The 18,805-nt window shown below is 67.3% G+C and carries 17 protein-coding genes; 7 read left to right on the forward strand and 10 right to left on the reverse strand.

Annotated features, from left to right (window positions below; translation table 11 throughout):
- Positions 1-19 precede the first annotated feature (19 nt).
- The 5 genes from MAY35_RS01455 to MAY35_RS01475 form a co-directional block, all read right to left on the reverse strand.
- A complete protein-coding gene (locus MAY35_RS01455; RefSeq protein ID WP_238418844.1) occupies positions 20-1,117 on the reverse strand; it encodes an aminoglycoside phosphotransferase family protein in 1,098 nt (365 codons plus the stop codon).
- A complete protein-coding gene (locus MAY35_RS01460) occupies positions 1,114-1,470 on the reverse strand; it encodes a hypothetical protein (protein ID WP_238418845.1) in 357 nt (118 codons plus the stop codon). The genes MAY35_RS01455 and MAY35_RS01460 overlap by 4 nt, the downstream gene beginning before the upstream one ends.
- Before the next feature lie 28 nt (positions 1,471-1,498).
- Positions 1,499-2,584, reverse strand: coding sequence for a TIGR03857 family LLM class F420-dependent oxidoreductase (locus MAY35_RS01465; RefSeq protein ID WP_238418846.1), 1,086 nt, complete (start codon positions 2,582-2,584; stop codon positions 1,499-1,501).
- The gene (locus MAY35_RS01470) at positions 2,577-3,671 is read right to left on the reverse strand and encodes an ecdysteroid 22-kinase family protein (RefSeq protein WP_238418847.1); all 1,095 of its coding nucleotides are present in this window, start codon (positions 3,669-3,671) and stop codon (positions 2,577-2,579) included. The genes MAY35_RS01465 and MAY35_RS01470 overlap by 8 nt, the downstream gene beginning before the upstream one ends.
- 90 nt (positions 3,672-3,761) lie before the next feature.
- A complete protein-coding gene (locus MAY35_RS01475) occupies positions 3,762-5,495 on the reverse strand; it encodes a PEP-utilizing enzyme (RefSeq protein WP_238418848.1) in 1,734 nt (577 codons plus the stop codon).
- Positions 5,496-5,767: 272 nt separating this feature from the next.
- On the opposite strand from MAY35_RS01475, the gene surE reads away from it, so the two are divergent.
- Positions 5,768-6,571 (forward strand): 5'/3'-nucleotidase SurE, encoded by an 804-nt coding sequence (gene surE / locus MAY35_RS01480; protein ID WP_238418849.1) that lies wholly within the window; start codon positions 5,768-5,770, stop codon positions 6,569-6,571.
- A 148-nt stretch (positions 6,572-6,719) separates the two neighbouring features.
- On the opposite strand, the gene MAY35_RS01485 is transcribed toward surE, so the two are convergent.
- Together MAY35_RS01485 and MAY35_RS01490 are read right to left on the reverse strand one after the other, a co-directional pair.
- Positions 6,720-7,349, reverse strand: a complete 630-nt coding sequence (locus MAY35_RS01485) for a MarR family transcriptional regulator (RefSeq protein ID WP_238418850.1) — start codon at positions 7,347-7,349, stop codon at positions 6,720-6,722.
- On the reverse strand, positions 7,346-8,944 hold the full coding sequence (locus MAY35_RS01490) for an AMP-binding protein (protein ID WP_238418851.1): 1,599 nt from the start codon (positions 8,942-8,944) through the stop codon (positions 7,346-7,348). The genes MAY35_RS01485 and MAY35_RS01490 overlap by 4 nt, the downstream gene beginning before the upstream one ends.
- Positions 8,945-9,109: 165 nt before the next feature.
- Between MAY35_RS01490 and MAY35_RS01495 the strand changes: the two genes are divergently transcribed.
- From MAY35_RS01495 to MAY35_RS01520, 6 genes are read left to right on the forward strand one after another with little or no spacing between them, the layout of a single operon-like run.
- Positions 9,110-10,309 (forward strand): cytochrome P450, encoded by a 1,200-nt coding sequence (locus MAY35_RS01495; RefSeq protein ID WP_238418852.1) that lies wholly within the window; start codon positions 9,110-9,112, stop codon positions 10,307-10,309.
- Positions 10,306-11,760, forward strand: coding sequence for an aldehyde dehydrogenase family protein (locus tag MAY35_RS01500; protein ID WP_238418853.1), 1,455 nt, complete (start codon positions 10,306-10,308; stop codon positions 11,758-11,760). The genes MAY35_RS01495 and MAY35_RS01500 overlap by 4 nt, the downstream gene beginning before the upstream one ends.
- On the forward strand, positions 11,757-12,584 hold the full coding sequence (locus tag MAY35_RS01505) for an SDR family oxidoreductase (RefSeq protein ID WP_238418854.1): 828 nt from the start codon (positions 11,757-11,759) through the stop codon (positions 12,582-12,584). The genes MAY35_RS01500 and MAY35_RS01505 overlap by 4 nt, the downstream gene beginning before the upstream one ends.
- A gap of 11 nt (positions 12,585-12,595) precedes the next feature.
- Positions 12,596-14,074 carry a pyruvate, phosphate dikinase gene (locus MAY35_RS01510; RefSeq protein ID WP_238418855.1) on the forward strand — a complete coding sequence of 493 codons (1,479 nt, stop codon included), beginning with the start codon at positions 12,596-12,598 and terminating at the stop codon, positions 14,072-14,074.
- Positions 14,074-14,787 carry a TetR/AcrR family transcriptional regulator gene (locus MAY35_RS01515; RefSeq protein WP_238418856.1) on the forward strand — a complete coding sequence of 238 codons (714 nt, stop codon included), beginning with the start codon at positions 14,074-14,076 and terminating at the stop codon, positions 14,785-14,787. The genes MAY35_RS01510 and MAY35_RS01515 overlap by 1 nt, the downstream gene beginning before the upstream one ends.
- A complete protein-coding gene (locus MAY35_RS01520) occupies positions 14,784-15,818 on the forward strand; it encodes a ferredoxin--NADP reductase (RefSeq protein WP_238418857.1) in 1,035 nt (344 codons plus the stop codon). Before MAY35_RS01515 ends, MAY35_RS01520 begins: the two co-directional genes overlap by 4 nt.
- A 164-nt stretch (positions 15,819-15,982) precedes the next feature.
- On the opposite strand, the gene dmpG is transcribed toward MAY35_RS01520, so the two are convergent.
- Genes dmpG through MAY35_RS01535 form a run of 3 tightly spaced genes read right to left on the reverse strand, consistent with a single transcriptional unit; the run spans position 15,983 to position 18,800 of the window.
- Positions 15,983-17,005 (reverse strand): 4-hydroxy-2-oxovalerate aldolase, encoded by a 1,023-nt coding sequence (gene dmpG, locus MAY35_RS01525; protein WP_238418858.1) that lies wholly within the window; start codon positions 17,003-17,005, stop codon positions 15,983-15,985.
- Complete coding sequence (locus MAY35_RS01530; RefSeq protein ID WP_238418859.1) at positions 17,002-17,976, reverse strand: acetaldehyde dehydrogenase (acetylating); 975 nt, start codon at positions 17,974-17,976, stop codon at positions 17,002-17,004. The genes dmpG and MAY35_RS01530 overlap by 4 nt, the downstream gene beginning before the upstream one ends.
- Positions 17,973-18,800, reverse strand: a complete 828-nt coding sequence (locus tag MAY35_RS01535; protein ID WP_238418860.1) for a 2-keto-4-pentenoate hydratase — start codon at positions 18,798-18,800, stop codon at positions 17,973-17,975. Before MAY35_RS01535 ends, MAY35_RS01530 begins: the two co-directional genes overlap by 4 nt.
- Positions 18,801-18,805: the final 5 nt, after the last annotated feature.

Genomic DNA, 18,805 nt, shown 5'->3' on the forward strand with positions numbered 1-18,805 from the left:
GCAGGGGCGCGGCGTGCGCCTACGCCGACCCCGCCGCCAGGGCACGCACCTGTGCCACCGAGTCCCAATCGACCACAGCGGCGCAGTTCCGCCGCAGCAACGCGAGGATGAGGGTGTTGACCGTCTCGTTGTCGGGGAGCACGTCGATCGCGGCCAGGGTGATGAACAGGCCGCTGAGCAGCTGCACGCGGTAGTCCCTCAGCGCTGTCGTCTCGTCGTAGCCGGTCGACTTCTGCGCGAAGGTCTCCGCGTAGTGGGTGATCAGCCGGCGCTCGTGCGCTCGACGATCCTCGACGTCGACACTGCCCGACATGAAGTACCCGACGTCGTACATGGGATTGCGGAGGCCGGTGACCTGCCAGTCGATCAAGACCGCGCGTCGGACGTCTCCGACCGAGTCGAACAACACGTTGTCCACGCGGGGATCACCATGGGTGAAGGTGAGGTGCTCCTGCGGGACCAGGTGCCACACCCGGACGAGCTCGATCGCCTGACGGATCGCCTCGAGATGGTTGTCGGGAAGGTCATCGGCGAACCGGGTGAGTGCCTGCCCCGCCCCGCGTTCGGCCGCGTCGGACCAGTAGTCGCAGACATCGCTCAGCCGGATCATCCATGCCGGCGCGGTGGCGGTGTCCATCGGATGGAACTCCGAGTGCACATTCGCGAGTTCGGTCAGCACCGCTGTCGCGTCCTCGACGGTCGCGCCCTGAACCTGGTTTCCCGCAACGGCACTCGTACTCAGGTCCTCCATCACCAGATTGATCGTGGTCTCGTCTCCGGCCACCCAGTACTTCAGTGGGATCCGGCAGGCGTTCCGCGCGGAGATGTCGACATACGCGCCGATCTCGCGATGGTATGCACCACTGCGCAATCCGTGCGCGTGTACATCAGGGTCACGGGGTTTCAGCTTGACCACGACCGCATCGGGCGCTCCGGGAGACGTCCTGGCATAGGCGACACTCACCCGTACGGTGTCGCTGACATTGCCCGCGCCGATCGGCTCGATCGTGATCGCCGCGATCGACGTGTCGTGGCCGGCGTGGCAGAGGACTTCCTCCATCCAGGCTGCGGTGATGTCGTCGGTGGTGTCGATGAGCTTCGGCGTTGTCAGCGTCATGACCAGGATCCTTCGAGGTAGTCGGGATTCCACACATCGGTGATGACACCGTCGTGGACTTTGAAGATCTCGATGCCGCAGAGACGCTCGCCCGTCGTGAGACGTTCGGCGTTCCAGGTGAGGGACGCGAACATCTCGTCGCCGACGAGTGTGACCACGGTGAACTTCGGCTGATGCGCGGCGAGGTCGGCGACGATGCGCTCTCGTTGCTCGCGTCGGCTGAGTGACCGGATACTGCCCGCCCCGTGGCGTGTCATCGGGTCGCCGCAGATCTCGTCGACCAGGTCGATCTGCTCGTCGTTGTACAGTTCGTAGACGTAGCGTTCGACGAGTCGTACTGCGCCAGTGCTCATGTGATGACTTTCTGATGGATTCTGTCGGTCAACTGCCGAGAGCGACGAATTCGGAGACCGTGCTGTCGAGCTCGGTGGGTGTCGCGCCGTGCATGATCACGCCGTCGACCCCCAGGTCGAACTGCGCCCGCACTCTCTCTGCGCAATGCCGTGGCGTCCCCATGGCCGCGCAGTCGAGCCACTCGGCGGGGATCACGTCGCGGAGACGTTCGAACGTGGCGGTGTCCCCGACGGCATCGGCCCATCCCGGTAGCTCGCGCACCACCTCGGACTCCCGGAACCTGTTCAGCGCGGCTCTATCCCACCGGTTGGTCGACACCAGAAGATCCCCGTAGACCTGGAGGTAGGTGGCGATCCGGCCGACCGTCTTCTTCAGGATGACCTGTTCGTCGAGCTCGTCGGTGACGGTGGCATAGCACGACCACACCTCGACCGAGTCGGGGTCGCGTCCGGCCGCGGCCGCGGCGTCCTTGACGGTGCGTACGACCCTGGCCGTGGTCTCGTCGGAGAAGAACGTATGCAGCACGACGAGGTCGTAGGCGCGACCGGCCATGGCGAGGGTCTCGGGCCCGAAGGCCGTGGTGGCCAGCTTGATGTCCTCGTCGAAACCGGGGTCGAGTTTGATCGCCGGGAACCTGCCGAGCGCCCCGTCGTAATCGGTCACGGTCTCACCACGCCACAGTCTGCGCATCAGATGAGCGAACTCTTCGAGTTGTGCGGTGGTCGTGTGCGCGAGTCCGAGCCCAGCGATCTGGGGACGCAGACCGCGGCCGACGCCGAGGGTGAAGCGACCACGGGTGAGGCGATGCATGGTGGTCGCGAAGGCCGCGGCGATCGCCGGGTGGCGGGTGTTGATGTTGGTTGCCGCGGTGGTGATCCCGATGCGATCGGTGACGGCTCCGGCCGCCCCGGACAGGGCACACGCCTCCTTGACGTTGAGCCGTTCGGAGATGAATGCCTGCCCGAGGCCGAGACGCTCAGCGTGCGCGAGCTCGCCCAACATCTCTCGGGGGTCGTCGACGTGCCCGCCGAGCGTGTAGAAGCCCAGTCGGTCGGTTCCGATCGCAGGAGCGCCGGTCCGCGGTCGATGCTCGCGGATGACCGTGTCAGACATGAACCGCCCCTTGCCCGCTCAGCGCGGCGATCCGCGCGAGCGCATTGTGGTCGCGGGCGTGCGCCAGCGAGTTGGTCACCATGGCCGTGAACAGGTCGTCACCCCGATCGGATCGCGCGACGAGCATCGCGGCGGCGACGCCGATCACCAGGTTCTGGAAGGTGCCGACCGGATAGTCCTGCACCAGCTCGGCCAGTGAGTAATCCGTGACGCCGTGCTCGACGAGGCATCGGTGGTAGTGCTCTAGCAACTCGCCTTCGGATGCCCGGCGGGTCGCCGGATCCAACGCGCCGCCGATGAAATAGGCGACATCGACGACCCCGGGCGCGAAGATGACCGTCTGCCAGTCGAGAACGGCGAGGGGCACGTCACCGCCGGCCGCGTCGAACAGGACGTTGTCCGGCCGGTAGTCGCCGTGCTGGATGGTGAACGGCATCGTACGCAGTGCGGTGTAGTAGTCGGCGATGCGCTCGGTGAACGCCGTTCCGAGTTCGATGTCGGCCGCGGACAACCGGGTTCGGTACCGGTCCACGAAACCGGCCCACCATTCGGGCATCATCTCGGTGAAGCGTGCCCAGTAGGTGTCGGAGATGTCGAGCCACGACGTACCGGCGAGTTGCGCCGATGCCCAGTAGGGTCCGTGGATTCCGGCCGCCTGCTCGACCGCGAGCCGCACCTCGCCGACAGTGCACCCGGCCAGCTGGTTACCCGGCCGGGCCGGGGTCAGATCCTCCAGGACAAGTGCGAATTCAGTGTTGTTGGAGTCGATCTCAGCGTGATGGCAACGCGGGACGCGCACCTGCAGGTTGGGTGCGATGTCTTGATAGAACCGCACCTCGCGCAGGTAGTTCAGCTCACTGCGACCGGCCGCGCGGCTCTGTTCCTTGTCGGAGGTGACCTTGATGACGAACGACGACGGGGCTGACGTGGGTGCGGAGTAGCTCACGGTCGTCCGGATGCTGTCCGCGACCTGTCCGGTTCCGATGGGGCTGGTGGCGAACTCGGTGATCGCCACCGTGCCGTCCTTCGTCCCGGTGGTGGTGAGCACGGTGTCGAGCCAGGTGGGACAGATATCAGAGGCGTGCATCGCTCTCCTCGGTTGCGCACGGGTGGAGCGGCCGGCCCCGAGGGGATTGGCTCTCTCGGGGCCGGCCGAGTCGGATGGCGAGATGGGACTTCAGATGAGGGTGACGGTGCCTGCGGTCCCGTCGACTTCGACGGTCGCGCCGTCGGTGATGCGTCGAGTCGCCTCGGTGGCCGACACCACGCACGGGATGCCGAGTTCGCGGCTCACGATCGCGGCGTGCGAGAAGGGTGCGCCCACGTCCACGACGACCGCGGCTGCGGTGACGAACAGCGGCGTCCACGACGGGTCGGTGATCGGCGCGATGAGAATGTCACCCGGTTCCAGTGCCGACGGGTCCGAGGCCTCGGTCAGCACCCGCGCCCGGCCGCGTGCGACACCGCCGCATGCGGGAACTCCGGTGATGGTGTCACCGGCGGATGCGGCGGCGACGGTCGACTCCGAGCGCAGCGGCCACTCGGAGATCGGCGCAGGGGTGCCGTCGACGACGAACGGCGGCGTGCGGTCGAACAGGTCCAGGTACCCCTTCTCGCGTTCGACGAGAGTGTCGCGGTACGACGCCGGATCGTCGAGGAACCCCGCCAGCTCGTCGGCGAAGAGCATGAAGATCTGACGCGGCGAGTCGATCGCACCCCGGTCCGCGAATCGACGGCCGAGTTCGAGTGCGGGCAAGCGCAATTCGTGGATCAGCATCGCGGCCGTGGTGCGGCCGCGTTCCCGGCCGCGCATCCACAGAGCCGACGCATTGAGCACCGCCTCGAATTGACCTGCGGTCTCGGCGTCGCCGGCGAGCATCTCACGGATCGCCGCCGCGGCGGCGTCGCGCTGGGCGGCTCGCTGCGCCGACTTGGCCTCCGGCGCTTCCCCATCCGGAACGTCGCGCATCGTCTCGATGGTCGCCAGGGCGAGGTCGGGGTCGACACCCCATGTGATCGCGCGGATCTCCCACTCGGCAGGTCCACGGAAGTCCCAGTCGGCGAGGAACGCATCCAACTGCGCGGCGAACGCGCCGACCGCCTGCGACTCCGAGGCCTTGAGCTTGGCGTAGAGCCCCTTGGTGCCGGCATCGAACAGCGCTGAGACATCGGGATGCTGCGCCTGACGGCTCAATTCCCACATCCGCAGCGAGGGGCCTGCGGAGTCGACGTTGCCCAGCCCGGCCACCAGGGTGAGTGCCTGCTCCGGTTTGCCGACCGCCTCGGCGAGCTGCGCGATGGCACCGAGTCCGACGCCGCACTTCAGGCTGGCCTCGATGTGATGTTTGAAGAGCCGGCGGAGCAGGGTCTCGAACGAGTTCATCCGCTCGACGAGCTCACTGTCGGACAACTGGGTCAGATCAGGCCGACTGCGACGGATCTCGTCGACCTCGACGCGATCGGTGTCGTAGGCGGCGAGGTCGGTGGCGCCGAGCACCTGCTCATTGAGCCAGGCACCGGCTTTCGCCTCGTACTCGGCGTTTTCGTCGAAGTCGCGTTTCTCGCTCTCGTAACTCGGGATGCCGGGCATGTCCCCGAAGTACTGCAGGTCGACGGCCTCGGCACTCATGCCGGGCACCCGCACGCCGAACAGCCGCATCAACGACATGTTGATGTAGAGGTAGCTGCCGAACGCCGGGAGGATGTTGAACGCCACCGCGTCGTCGTACAGGTCGTCGTCCCATACGCCGCATGCCACGAACGCGTCGCGCCATCCGGGTTCCAGCGTGTGCTGGAACCCGAGGGAGGCGTTCAACGGGGTGATCGGGTCCGGGAAGATCTCGCCGACGTTGGCGCGAGAGTACAGCGGGAACAGTTTCGAGGTCTCGTTCGAGATCGGCCAGGCGGTCATGTCCGGGCGTCCTTCCAGTTGGTCATGAGCGAGCGGCCGAGTCCCTCGGCCCGCTTCTGCATCTCGCAACCACACATCGGTGGTTAGCGAACGCTGAGTCACATTATTCTGTGATCCCACTCACGTTGTCAACCACTCGAGTCGCAGACTCACGGTTCTGTCCACGCTCTTTATCTCCGCCACGCGGGTGCGGCTGGACAGATATGTGATGAGTGAGTCACTATTCATCCAGGCTGCGCGGTACTGGACGGGCTGCCGGGAGGAGAGTTCGGATGCGTGTGCTGGTCACCAACGACGACGGTTACGACGCCGATGGGTTGATCGCGGTGGCCACCGCGCTGATCTCCGCCGACCACGACGTGGTCGTCGGCGCGCCGAGCTCCGAGCGGAGCGGGAGCGGGAGTTCTCTCGGCACGATCGAGGACGGTGCGCTGATCACCACGACCGAGCACCGCATCCCCGAGCTCGGCGACACCCCGGTCTTCGCTCTCGACTGTCCGCCGGCGCTGACCGTGGTGGCGTTCTGCGCCGGAGCCTTCGGGCCGCCGCCCGAACTCGTCGTCAGCGGGATCAACGAGGGCCACAACACCGGGCGGTCGATCCTGTTCTCGAGCACCGTGGGCGCAGTGCTGGCCGCGCGCGTGGCCGGAGTCAGCGGTATCGCGGTCAGCTGCGGGTTCGCCCCAGACCACCGCTACGACACCGCGGCAGCGGTGGCCGAGCGCGTCGTCGGATGGATGTCCGACTTCCCCACCACCCCGATGACATTGAACGTCAACGTCCCCGACGTCGACTTCCCCGATCTGCGCGGTATCCGGGTGACACCTCTGGCGAACCGGAGCATGTTCACCTTGCGGTTGTCCCGTACCGAGGGCGGCCTGCTGATCAATCGCGACGAGCGGCGCGGCGGCCGGTTCCGCGAGGGAACCGACAGTGCGGCGGTCGCGGACGGGTACGTCTCGGTGTCCGGGTTGAGCGGAGTCGACGCGGACAACGACTCCCTGGCGGACGCCGATACCGCACTGCGACAGGCGATGTCACGGGACGACGTGTTCGGGCTGGCGCAACTGCGCTGACTCCGATGGTGGCCTCGACGGGCGCGGCGGCCTCGCTGCGCTCGGTCGACGCTGCTCGACCAGCGGGGGTGCGACCATTCCCGCTGGTTGAGCCGGTGACGAGCGAAGCGAGGAGCCGTGTCGAAGCCACCTGGTGACCCGTCAGTCCCTACTCGTCACCCGCGCCACGCTGGTGACCCGAGGTCAGCAGCAGATCCTGGTGGAGTTCCATCCAGATGTCGTGGTAGCTGTCGTACATCGGGCGCGCGAATGCGGCGGTGTCACCGCCGTGCACCTTCTCCAGGGCCGCCGAGAGCCGACTCCGGTAGCGACCGAGTCGCGGGAGCTCGGCGCCGACCTCGTCGAGCGCCTGCGCGATCCGGTGGTGGATTCGGTCGAGTTCGGCGACGACGGATGCGTCGTAGTCGGCATCCGCGTGATCGTTGGGGGTCTCGTCCGGGCGAATCTGCCACGACGCGCACACCTTCTTGAAGTCCCCGTTGATCGAGCCGAAGCCCTCGTGGAACGTGTCCACCGCGGCACGTTCTGACTCACTCAGCGTGAGTTCCGAGGACAGTCGCTCGTACTCGGCTTTCCCGGCCGGGGTGATCATCGTGCCCGAGATCCGGCCGCCCTCGCGACGCATCACGAACCCGGCGTCCGCCAGCTGTTCGATGGTCACGGCCAGGGCGTCCGCGTCGTGGCCCGTCAGCGCGGTCAGGGTGTCGTCTGTTGCGAGCCCCTTCACCTTGAGGGCATGCAGCACGTCGAAGTGTGCGGTGGAGGTCTCGGTCGTCATACTCGTTCTCCTTGCTGGGATGGATCTGTGGGCATCGTCGGATCTCCCTGTGTCGCGGACGATCCGCTCGACCGACCGGCATCGGCCCCGGGTGTGGCGAACCGGTCGACCAGCCGCCGTTTGTCGAGTTTGCCGGTGGGCAGGCGCGGTAGGTCGGTGGTGAACTCGACCGACCGGGGCGCCTTGAAGTGCGCCAGGTGTTCGCGCGCATGGGCGATCAGGTCGTCTTCGCTCACCGACGCGCCGGGGCGCACCTCGACGACCGCCTTGACCGACTCGCCGAACTCGGCGTCCGGCACGCCGACCACCGCCACGTCGGAGACCGCCGGGTGAGCCAGCAAAGCCGATTCGATCTCCTCGGGATAGATGTTGACCCCGCCGGAGATGATCATGAAACCTCGACGGCCGACGAGGTAGAGGAATCCGTCGTCGTCGAGATATCCGATGTCGCCCATCTGCTTCAACACCGGCCGTGCGGCGTCGGCCGGCCGGTCGGGTCCGCCGGCCGCCTCGAAACAGACCGTGCCCTCGACGCCGGGATCGACGTCCGCGCCCGCGGAGTCGGTGATGTGCACCCGTGCGGTACCCAGCGGTCGACCCACCGACCCCGGATGCGACCGCGCGTCCGTCGGCGAGATGTAGGTGTGCCCGTACCCCTCGGATGCTCCGTAGTACTCGTGCAGGACCGGGCCCCACCATTCGAAGATCGCTTCTTTGACATGCGGCGGACACGGGGCGCCCGAGGTGAACGCCACCCGATGCCGCGGGGAGAGCGCGATCGTCTCCCGGTCGGGCAGGTTCAACAGGCGGATCAGCATGGTCGGCACCCACTGCGAGTGCGTCACACCGTATTCGGTGATCGCTCGCATCGCCCCCGCGGCGTCGAACTTCTCCATGCACACGACGGTGCCGCCGGCCGCCAGCGTGATCAGCTGGAAGGTGAACGGCGCCGCGTGATAGTTCGGGGCGGGTGACAGCAGGACCGAGTCGGCTCCGACGCCGAGTTCGTCGACGAGGCCCGAGTGCCGGCGCGGTGCGTCCGCGGGATGCACGCCGAGCAGCGGTTGAGCGAACCGCTTCGGCCGTCCGGTCGTCCCGCCGCTGTAGAGCACTCGAGCACCGAGCAACTCACGCTCAAGGGGCTCGGACAACTGGCCGGCGAGCGCGTCGGCCAGGGCGACACACCCGTCCGCCGGGCCGTCGGCGCACACGATCACGGTCTGGTCCCGTCCCGAGCCGTCGACCGAGTCGTCGACCGCGGCGACGACCCGGTCGGCGAGCGCCGTACTGGTGACTATCGCGGCCGGGCGGTCCTCTTGGATGAGTGCGGCGAGCTCGGTCGGCTTGAGATGCCAGTTCACCGGTGTCACGTACAGACCGCTGCGCATCCCGGCGGCCACCGCCACCGGCCAGGCCAGGCTGTTCTCCATGACCAGCACCACCGAGTCGCCCGGGCCGACGCCACGGGACTGCCAGAATCGGGCCAGCCGATTCGATCGACGATCGAGCTCGGCGTAAGTGATGCGCTCCCCCGACCCCGCCATCACATAGGCGATGGCGTCGGGGCGGGTGCGCGCAGTGGACGGTGGGTACACATCACTCCTGTTTGCGAATCATGAGTCGCATTGCCGGGTCGACCCTCAGCGGCCGGTCGTTGCAGGTAGGCAATCTCGGACTTTTGTACCGTTGTGGTTCACAACACACCATAGACTATGGTTTAGTGAAAGTGCAGTCACAAACGAGAGTCCATTGGAGAAGACATGACCATCGCTGACGACATCGATCTGATGGATCTCCGCCCGTTCGCGGCCGGTGTCGATCATGACGTGTTCGCGCGGTTGCGCACCGAGGACCCGTTGCACTGGAACACCGAACCCGACGGGCCGGGTTTCTGGTCGGTGACCCGCTACGAGGACGTCAAGGCCGTGGCCTCCAACGCCGACGACTTCACCGTCACGCAGGGCACGCAGATCGCCAGCCGACGCGCGGAGGGCGAGGGCGCTCGCAGCATCCACCACGTCGATCCGCCCGAGCACGGCAGACTGCGCGGAATCGTCACCCCGCATGTGCGGCCGGTGAAGCTCAAGTCGCTCGAAGGCGACATCGCCGCGGTCATCGACGAGCTGCTCGACACCCACGCCGGCGCCGGCGACATCGACTTCGTCGCCTCCATCGCCGCGCAGCTCCCGCTGGTCATGATCGGGCGGTTGCTCGGTGCGCCGCTCGAGGACTGCCCGAACCTGTTGCGGTGGACCAACCAGATGGCCAGCGAGGACCCCGACTACTCCGAGGGTCCGGAAACCGCGGTGCGAGCGCGCGACGAGGTCTTCGACTACTTCCGCGGACTGGAGAAGCTACGCCGCGAATGCCCCGCCGACGATCTGATCAGCGTCCTGACCGCGGCCGAGCTCGACGGCGTACCCCTGTCACGTGGGTACCTCGACGCCTACTACCTGATCCTGATGGTCGCCGGTAACGAGACGACCCGCAATCTGCTGTCCGGCGGCGTCAACGCCCTGGCCGAGAATCCGCAGTGGTGGGACTTCATGCGAGCGAACCCCGCCAAGATCCGGGTGGTGGTCGAAGAGATGGTCCGCTGGGTCTCGCCTGTCCTGTCCATGCGCCGCACCGCCACCCGCGACATCGAGATGCACGGCAAGACGATCCGCGAGGGCGACAAGGTCGTGATGTGGTTCTGCTCGGCCAACCGCGACGAACGCGCCTTCGACGACCCGGAGACGTTCATCGGCAACCGGTTCCCCAACGAACATGTCGGCTTCGGATGGGGCGCGCATGCCTGCCTCGGCTCGAACCTCGCCCGTCTCGAAGCACGGTTGTTCTTCACCCGCATCATCGAGCGGGGACTGGGCATCACCGTCCTGGACACGCCGAACCGATTGCAGAGCAACTTCTTCCGCGGTATCAAGACCTTGCCGGTCCGGATCGAGGCCGCTCGATGAGCGCGGTCGGCGAACTGACCGAGACCACCGGTCTCGGGACCGGCCCGGCCGCCCTGATCGGAGACCGGGAACTCGTTGACGGCGCTCCGATCCCGGTGATCAACCCCTTCACCGATCGGGAGATCGGTGCGACCCGCGAAGCCGGGAAAGACGTCGTCGACGAAGCGGTCGCCGCCGCGGCGAACGCGCTGCCCGCATGGGCACAGACGCCGCCGGCCCAGCGAGCCGCCGTCCTGCGGGCGACCGCCGATCTCATCGATCGACGCGGCGACCGGATCGCGGCGCTGGTGACCGCCGAAATGGGTATGCCCACCACACTGGCCACCGCGACACAGCAGGCGCTGCCGGCGACCGTGCTGCGCGCGACTGCGGACGCGACCGAGAGCTTCCCGTGGGAGCAGGTCGCCGACGGGGCGATCGTGCGCCGCGTGGCGGGCGGTGTCGTGGCGGCGATCACCCCGTGGAACATGCCGGTGCATCAGATCATCGCGAAGGTCGCGGCCGCACTCGCCGCGGGTTGCACCGTCGTGCTCAAACCCGCCGAGGCAACCCCGTTCGACGCCGCCCTCGTCCGCGGGTGCTTCATCGACGCGGGCCTCCCCGCGGGTGCCTTCGCCATCGTCAACGGCACCGGACCGATCACCGGCCAGGCTCTCGCCGCGCACCCGGACATCGCCCACGTGTCGTTCACCGGCAGTGTCCACGGGGGAAAGGCTGTCGCGGCGGCGGCCGCGGAGTCGCTGGCACGCACCACCCTCGAACTCGGCGGCAAATCGCCCGCCGTCGTCCTACCCGACGCCGACCTCGACGCCGTGGTGCCGCGAATCCTGGCATCCGGGTTGGTCAATTCCGGCCAGGCGTGCAACGCCACCACGAGGCTCGTGGTGCCCGCCGCCTCCGCCGACCGCATCGAGGCCCTGATCGACGCCGCACTCGGACGGTTCGTGTTCGGTGACCCGACCGCGCCGGACACCACTCACGGTCCGCTCGCCTCCGCGGCGCACGCGCAACGAGTGCTCGATCGCATCGATGAGACACGCCAGGTCGGCGCCCGGGTGATCGCCGGCGCCGGAGAGCGTCTCGACATCGGCGACTCCCGTTCCTTCGTCTCCCCGATCGTCTTCGGCGATCTCGACCCCACCGCCGCGGCGGTCCGCGAGGAGATCTTCGGCCCGGTCCTGGTGGCGCAGTACTACCGCGACGTCGCCGAGGCGATCACGCTGGCCAATGACAGCCAGTACGGTCTGTCGGCCGAGGTGTGGTCCGCCGACCGGGACCATGCACTCCAGGTCGCGGCCCGGCTCGACGTCGGTCAGGTCAAGGTCAACGGCGTACGAACCCGCGAACGGCCGGCCGTACCCTTCGGCGGGCTCAAGAACTCCGGTTACGGGCGTGAGCTGGGCGCTGCGGGCATCGCCGAGTTCACCGAGATCCAGGCGGTGATGGCATGACCCGTTCGACAACCGCCGCGCGCACCATGGTCGTCACCGGCGCCGCCTCGGGCATCGGACTCGCCCTGGTGCAGCGGCTCCTCGACCGTGAACCCGGCACGCGGGTCATCGCCGTCGACATCGTCCCCTGCCCGGATGACCGTGCCCACTCGATTCTCACCGACCTCTCCGATCTGGAAGCGGTTGCAGCAGTGGATCTCCCCGAGCACCTCGACGCCCTGGCCAACGTCGCCGGGGTCCCGGGCACCGCTCCGGCGGAGACGGTCCTGGCGGTCAACACCCTGGGTCTGCGCGCACTGACGTTTCGGGCACTCGAGCGGATGTCCGCGGGCGGCGCCGTCGTGAACGTCGCCTCGATCGCGGCGCACCGGAACACACTGGCACACGACGACATCGCCGGCCTGCTCGCCGTACGAGATCGAGAAGAGCTACGCGCCTGGCTGTCCCGAGTGCAGATCGACGGGCCCGCGGCGTACGACACCTCCAAGCGTGCGGTCGTCGACTGGACCGTCGCGCTCTCGGCGTCGCTGCAGCCCCGGGGAATTCGAGCCCTGTCGGTCAGCCCGGGCCCCACCGAGACCCCGATCCTGTCCGACTTCGAACAGTCGATGGGCGCCGAGGCCATCGCACGATCGGCGTCGATGGTCGGCCGCCACGGCACGGCGACCGAGTCGGCGTCGGTGATCGACTTCCTGCTCGGCCCGGACGCCGCCTGGGTCAACGGCATCGACGTACCCGTCGAGGGCGGACTCACCGCACTGCGCGCCACAGCCATCCCCCTTCCCCTGTCCCGACCCCGTAGCCGGGTCGACATCGCCGAGTGAAAGGACCACTCATGACCACACCTGCTGTCCTCGCCCTGGACGGAACCGCGCCGGCCGATCGGGAACTGCTCGGCGGCAAGGCCTACAGCGTCAACCGCATGCGGTCGCTGGGGTTGCCGGTCCCGCCCGCCTTCGCCCTCACCACACCCGTCTGCGCCCAGTTCGCCGAAGCCGGCGGTCAGCTCCCCGCACACGTCTGGGACGGCGTCCTCACCCAGCTGCGCGTCCTGGAGCAACAGACCGGGAAAGCCTTCGGTGCCGGACCGTTCCCGCTACTCGTCTCGGTGCGTTCGGGAGCTGCCCAGAGCATGCCCGGAATGATGGACACCGTGCTCAACCTCGGTCTCACCCGCGAGCTGGTCACCCAGCTCGGCGAGGCCACGGGCGACCCCGACTGGGCGCGCGACACCTGGGAGCGGTTCTGCGCCGGCTACGGCGAGATCGTGCTCGGCGACGCCGCGGCCACACCGCCCGCCGATCCGTACGACCAACTGCGCGATGCCATCGGTGCGGTGTTCCATTCGTGGAGCAACGAACGCGTCGCCGCCTATCGGCGTCACCACGGTCTGGGCGAGGGCGGCGGCACCGCGGTGACCGTGCAGGCCATGGTGTTCGGCAACCGCGACGATCAGTCCGGGACCGGTGTGGTGTTTAGCCGCGACCCGGCCACCGGCGCCCCCGAGCTGTTCGGCGAATGGCTCGCCCGGGCACAGGGCGAAGACGTCGTCTCCGGAGAGCGCAACCCCGAGACCATCGACTCGTTCCGGGCCCACGCGCCCCACCTGCACGCCGAACTCGCCACCATCGCGAAGACCCTCGAGAACGAACACCGCGATCTCGTGGACATCGAGTTCACGGTCGAGAGCGGCGAGTTGTACATGCTGCAGTGCCGCTCGGGGAAGCGCTCCGCGCGAGCTGCGGTCCGCATCGCCGTCGACCTCGTCCGCGAGGGACTCATCAGCCGGGACGACGCCGTCGCGCGAATCAGCGCCGAGCAGGCGAAGTCGTTGTCGCAGAACAACTCGGCCGATGTGGCCGCCGACGTGCTCGCCTCCGGCACGGGCGCCGGCCCCGGGGCCGCGGTCGGCGTCGTCTACACCGACACCGACGAGGCCTGTGCTGCTGCGGCCCGCGGCGAGCACGTCGTCCTCGTCCGTCCCTCGACGTCGCCGGCCGACGTACCCGCGATGTTCGACTCCGTGGCGGTCGTCACCGAGGTCGGTGGCACGACGTCCCACGCCGCCCTGGTCTGCCGTGAGATCGGGGTGCCCTGCGTGGTCGGCTGCGGCACGGGACTGACCGGCACCCTCGCCGGGCAGACGGTCACCGTCGACGGGTCGACCGGAAAGGTCTACGCCGGTGACGCTCTCAGTGCCGAGGAGTCCGTCGACGACCACCTCGAGGAGTTGCTGTCGTATCTGCCCGACGCACTGTCACCCGAACACCCACTGGCCGAGCTGATCGCCGGACGAACTCTGCAGGGGGCCTGATGAGCACCGACACCGGACCGGACGCACGTGCGCACGACGGGATCGACGCGGCCTACTCCGCGGCCGGTCTGCTCGACCACACCGCGGCTCCGGCCAAACGCGCGAACAAACGCGGCGAGCAGACGCGCGACAAACTGGTCAAGGCCGCCACGGAGTGCTTCACCGAGTACGGGTACACCCGGACCCGGATCTCCGACATCACGCACCGGGCCGAGATCTCCCAGGGCAACTTCTATCGCCACTTCGTCAGCCTCGACGACATCTTCCTCGCCGCGCTCCGACCGTCTCTGCTCGAACTGGCGAACGCACGACTGCGTCCCGATCGCGCCCAGGGCGAGTTGCAGTCGCTGATCGAGGTCAACACCACGTATCTGCAGGCCTATGCCCGCAGCCGCCATATGCTGCGGCTGCTCCGTGAGGCGGCGGCGGCCAGCGAGAACCGGGGATTCCAGCAGCTCTGGCTCAATCTGCGCGGCGACTTCGTGCGGCGCACCGAACGCTGGCTCGATCGTCTCGTCGCCAACGGCACCATCGAGGCCTGCGACACCGAGCTGCTCGCCGAGACCCTGGGTTGCGCCACCGAACAGATGGCCTACATCCACGTCGGCCTGCCGGCCAGCACACCGCGGCGCGAGCGCCTCGAGGCACTCGGGACCGCGCTCGGCGAACTCTGGTACCGGGTTCTCCCGCTCACCTCCAGGACCACGGCATGACCCGCTCCGCCGCCTCGACCGTCGAGCGCACCCTCGGGGTGGACGTCACCGTCACCGCGGTCCGCGACGAGACGTCCGAGGCACGCACGATCGTGTTGGATTTCCCCGCGGAGACCGACTATCGGCCCGGGCAATTCATCACCGTGCGCATCCCGAGCGATCGGACCGGCTCCGTCGCGCGCAGCTATTCGCTGTCGACCGCTCCCGGGGTCGACGCCGCCCCGGCGATCACCGTCAAGCGAACCCGAGACGGCTACGGATCGAACTGGTTGTGCGACAACGCCGAACCAGGCCTGACCCTGCACGTCATCCCACCGTCGGGGGTCTTCACGCCGCACTCCTGGGCGCACCCGCTGTACCTGTTCGCGGCCGGCAGCGGTGTGACGCCGGTGATGTCGATCCTGCGTTCGGCCCTCGAATCCCACGACACGACGGTGACCCTGTTCTACGCCAACCGCGACCGCGAGTCGACGATCTTCGCCGACGCGATCGACGAGCTGGCCGAGCGTCATCCCGGACGGTTGGTGGTGCATCACTGGCTGGAGGCCGACCGGGGTCTACCCACCGCGGCCGCGATCGGCGACGTGGTTGCCGCCACCGAGGACTGCGAAGCCTTCATCTGCGGCCCCGCACCCTTCATGGACCTCGTCGAGCACACCCTCCGCGGGCGCGGCCTGCACCACGAGGCGGTCCACGTGGAGAGATACCTGTCGCTGACCGGCGACCCGTTCACCCTCGCGACGCACGACGACGAGGGTGGCGCCCACGAGCTCACCGTGCACATCGACGGCGACGTGCACACGGTCCGCTGCGGCACGGACACCGTGCTGCTCGACGCACTGCTCGCCGCCGACGTCGACGCACCGTATTCCTGCCGGGAAGGCGACTGCGGGTCGTGTGTGGCCCGACTGACCGCCGGCGACGTCGACCACGGCAACGGCATCGCGCTGGAACCCGAAGACATCGACGACGGATACATGCTGACCTGCCAGGCGACTCCGAAGGGCCCGGTCACGATCGAGTTCGACTGAAGCCACACCCCGGATACATCGCATCGGCCCCGAGCGCTACACCGCGCCGATGATCTATTCCACTGCCAGATAAGCCTGCACCGTATTCCCGGCGACCCGATCTAGCGAGACCCGTCGGCCTTCGAGCGATTCTGTGGGAGACAGTGGCGCCACAGGGCGGGGTGTCAGTTGCCGACGGCAACGCGGTTCTGCAGGTCGAGTGCGATGTCGACGATGAGGTCTTCTTGACCACCGACCAGTCCTCGTCGTCCCACTTCGAGCAGGATGGTGCGCACGTCGATGCCGTAACGCTCCGAGGCGGTTTCGGCGTGGCGCAGGAACGAGGAGTAGACCCCGGCGTAACCCAGGGTGAGGGTTTCGCGGTCGACTCGTACTGGACGGTCCTGCAGTGGGCGCACGATGTCATCTGCGGCGTCTTGTAGGGCGAACAGGTTGGTGTTGTGTTTCCAGTCGTGCAGGTCGGCGACGGCGATGAACGGTTCGATGGGGCAGTTACCTGCGCCGGCTCCGTGTCCGGCCAACGATGCATCGACCCGGGTTGCCCCGGCTTCGACAGCGATCACCGAATTGGCCACCGACAGCGAGAGATTCTCGTGCGCGTGGATTCCGATCTCAGTGGCTGGGTCGAGAGTCTCGCGGTAGGCGCGGACACGCTCGCGGGTACCGTCCATGGTCAGCTTGCCCCCGGAGTCGGTGACGTAAACACAGTGTGCTCCATAGCTTTCCATCAGTTTGGCCTGGCGCGCGAGTTCTCCGGGGTCGGTCATGTGGCTCATCATCAGGAAGCCGGAGACGTCCATGCCGAGTTCGCGGGCGGTGGAGATGTGCTGGGCGGAGACATCGGCCTCGGTGCAGTGGGTCGCGACCCGTACTGACCGGACGCCTAGGGAGTATGCCTGGCGGAGTTCGTCAATTGTGCCGATGCCCGGGAGTAGAAGCGTCGTCAGACGAGCATGGGTGAGGTTGTCGGCGGCGGCCTCGAGCCACTCCCAGTCGGTGTTGCTTCCCGGGCCGTAGTTGAGGCTGCCGCCGGCCAGTCCGTCGCCATGGGCGACTTCAATGCCGTCGACCCCGGCGGCATCGAGTGCGGCGACGATGATGCCGACGTTCTCCGGTGTGATCCGGTGCCGCAGTGCATGCATGCCGTCACGGAGCGTCACGTCCTGAATGAACAGTTGTGTGGTCATCGCAGAGTTCCCTTGGCTTCGGTCATCGCCAGGTCAACCGCGATGGTTTCGGCGAATTGCACCGCCGCAGAGGTCATGATGTCGAGATTGCCTGCATAAGCAGGTAGGTAGTGTGCGGCTCCCTCGACTTCGAGGAACACGCTGACCTGGTGCGTAGGCCGCGGCGCATCGGCAGGCAGCAGAGTGTGGACGGGCTGGTCGGCCGGGATCTCGGTGATCTGCACGTCCTGCTTGAGCCGGTACCCCGGCACGTAGACAGCCACCTTGTCGACCATCGCGTGCACCGACTCGATCACTGCCCGCTCGTGGTCGGGGCCCGAGAGTTCTGCGAGACAAAACACGGTGTCTCGCATGATCAACGGTGGATCAGCGGGATTCAGGACGATGATTGCCTTGCCGCGCCGGGCCCCTCCGACCGATTCGATTGCGCTCGACGTGGTTTCGGTGAACTCGTCGATGTTCGCGCGGGTGCCCGGCCCAGCTGACTTGGAGGCGATCGACGCGACGATTTCGGCGTAGGACACCGGGGCAATCGCGGACACAGCGGCGACGATCGGGATCGTCGCTTGGCCGCCGCATGTCACCATGTTCACGTTGTCGGACTGCCGGTGTTGGTCGAGGTTGACCGCCGGAACGACGAACGGACCGATCGCAGCGGGCGTCAGATCGATCAGCCGCTTGCCGAAGGGAGCGAGCAACTCGGCGTTGAGCCGGTGGGCTCCGGCGGACGTCGCATCGAAGACGATGTCGACGTCGGAGAAGTTCGGCAGATCGATGAGTCCGCGCACTCCTCCGGACGTCGTCGGCACCCCGAGACGCTGTGCGCGAGCGAGTCCGTCGGATGCAGGATCGATACCGACCATCGCTCCCATCTGCAGATTCTCCGAAAGCCTGATGACTTTGATCATGAGGTCGGTACCGATGTTGCCCGAGCCGATGACAGCGACGGTCGCATCTTTCGTGGTGCTCATCTCACCAGCTCCTTCACGAATGTGGTTGATACCGAGCCGAGACCACTGATGTCGGCGCGAACATGGCAGGGCCCGGCGACCGGCACCATCGGTCCCAGCGCACCGGAGAGCACGACTTGACCGGCCTGCAGCGGTTGGCCGAAGTCTCGAGCGGTGACTGCGAGCCAACGCAGAGCGTTGAGAGGATCCCCGAGACAGTCGGCACCCGTGCCCGTCGAGACGACATCGCCGTCGACCGACATCGTCATATTCACTGACTGCGGCTCGAACTCGCCGAGTGTGCGTCGTTCGTCGCCCAACACGAACAGACCGCTCGATGCGTTGTCAGCAACCGTGTCGGCGAACGTGATGTCCCACCCGGCGATTCGGCTGTCCACGATCTCCAGAGCTGCCACGGCATATGCCACCGCGCCGTGTACCTGTTCATAGGACAAGTCGCCCTCCGCGAGATCCTCGGCAAGAACGAATCCGATCTCGGCCTCTACCTTCGGTTGCAGGAGACAGTCGAGCGCCACGACGGCACCCGCCGCACAACTCATGTCGTCGAGGAGAATTCCGAAGTCCGGCTGGTCCACGCCGAGTTGTTTCTGGACCACCGGCGCGGTGAGGCCGATCTTGCGTCCGACAATGCGCGCACCTGCGTCCACACGAGCAGCGACGACCCGCTGCTGAACCGCATATGCAACGTCGGGATCGTCGACACCGATCAGGGCACGAACAGGCAGGCACGGCGACCGGCGCGCGGCCGCAGACTGTAGTGCTTCCGCAGCCCTTCTCACAGAAGGGTCAGAGGTTCTCAGAATTTTACTCACGTCGTCTTCCATGTCAT

The organism is Gordonia sp. 'Campus' (genome assembly GCF_022206305.1).
Classification (GTDB): domain Bacteria; phylum Actinomycetota; class Actinomycetes; order Mycobacteriales; family Mycobacteriaceae; genus Gordonia.

Coding starts and splice junctions, on each gene's coding strand:
- MAY35_RS01455 (WP_238418844.1), bottom strand. CDS start 1,117: ATGACGCTGACAACGCCGAAGCTCATCGACACCACCGACGACATCACC.
- MAY35_RS01460 (WP_238418845.1), bottom strand. CDS start 1,470: ATGAGCACTGGCGCAGTACGACTCGTCGAACGCTACGTCTACGAACTG.
- MAY35_RS01465 (WP_238418846.1), bottom strand. CDS start 2,584: ATGTCTGACACGGTCATCCGCGAGCATCGACCGCGGACCGGCGCTCCT.
- MAY35_RS01470 (WP_238418847.1), bottom strand. CDS start 3,671: ATGCACGCCTCTGATATCTGTCCCACCTGGCTCGACACCGTGCTCACC.
- MAY35_RS01475 (WP_238418848.1), bottom strand. CDS start 5,495: ATGACCGCCTGGCCGATCTCGAACGAGACCTCGAAACTGTTCCCGCTG.
- surE (WP_238418849.1), top strand. CDS start 5,768: ATGCGTGTGCTGGTCACCAACGACGACGGTTACGACGCCGATGGGTTG.
- MAY35_RS01485 (WP_238418850.1), bottom strand. CDS start 7,349: ATGACGACCGAGACCTCCACCGCACACTTCGACGTGCTGCATGCCCTC.
- MAY35_RS01495 (WP_238418852.1), top strand. CDS start 9,110: ATGACCATCGCTGACGACATCGATCTGATGGATCTCCGCCCGTTCGCG.
- MAY35_RS01500 (WP_238418853.1), top strand. CDS start 10,306: ATGAGCGCGGTCGGCGAACTGACCGAGACCACCGGTCTCGGGACCGGC.
- MAY35_RS01505 (WP_238418854.1), top strand. CDS start 11,757: ATGACCCGTTCGACAACCGCCGCGCGCACCATGGTCGTCACCGGCGCC.
- MAY35_RS01510 (WP_238418855.1), top strand. CDS start 12,596: ATGACCACACCTGCTGTCCTCGCCCTGGACGGAACCGCGCCGGCCGAT.
- MAY35_RS01515 (WP_238418856.1), top strand. CDS start 14,074: ATGAGCACCGACACCGGACCGGACGCACGTGCGCACGACGGGATCGAC.
- MAY35_RS01520 (WP_238418857.1), top strand. CDS start 14,784: ATGACCCGCTCCGCCGCCTCGACCGTCGAGCGCACCCTCGGGGTGGAC.
- dmpG (WP_238418858.1), bottom strand. CDS start 17,005: ATGACCACACAACTGTTCATTCAGGACGTGACGCTCCGTGACGGCATG.
- MAY35_RS01530 (WP_238418859.1), bottom strand. CDS start 17,976: ATGAGCACCACGAAAGATGCGACCGTCGCTGTCATCGGCTCGGGCAAC.
- MAY35_RS01535 (WP_238418860.1), bottom strand. CDS start 18,800: ATGGAAGACGACGTGAGTAAAATTCTGAGAACCTCTGACCCTTCTGTG.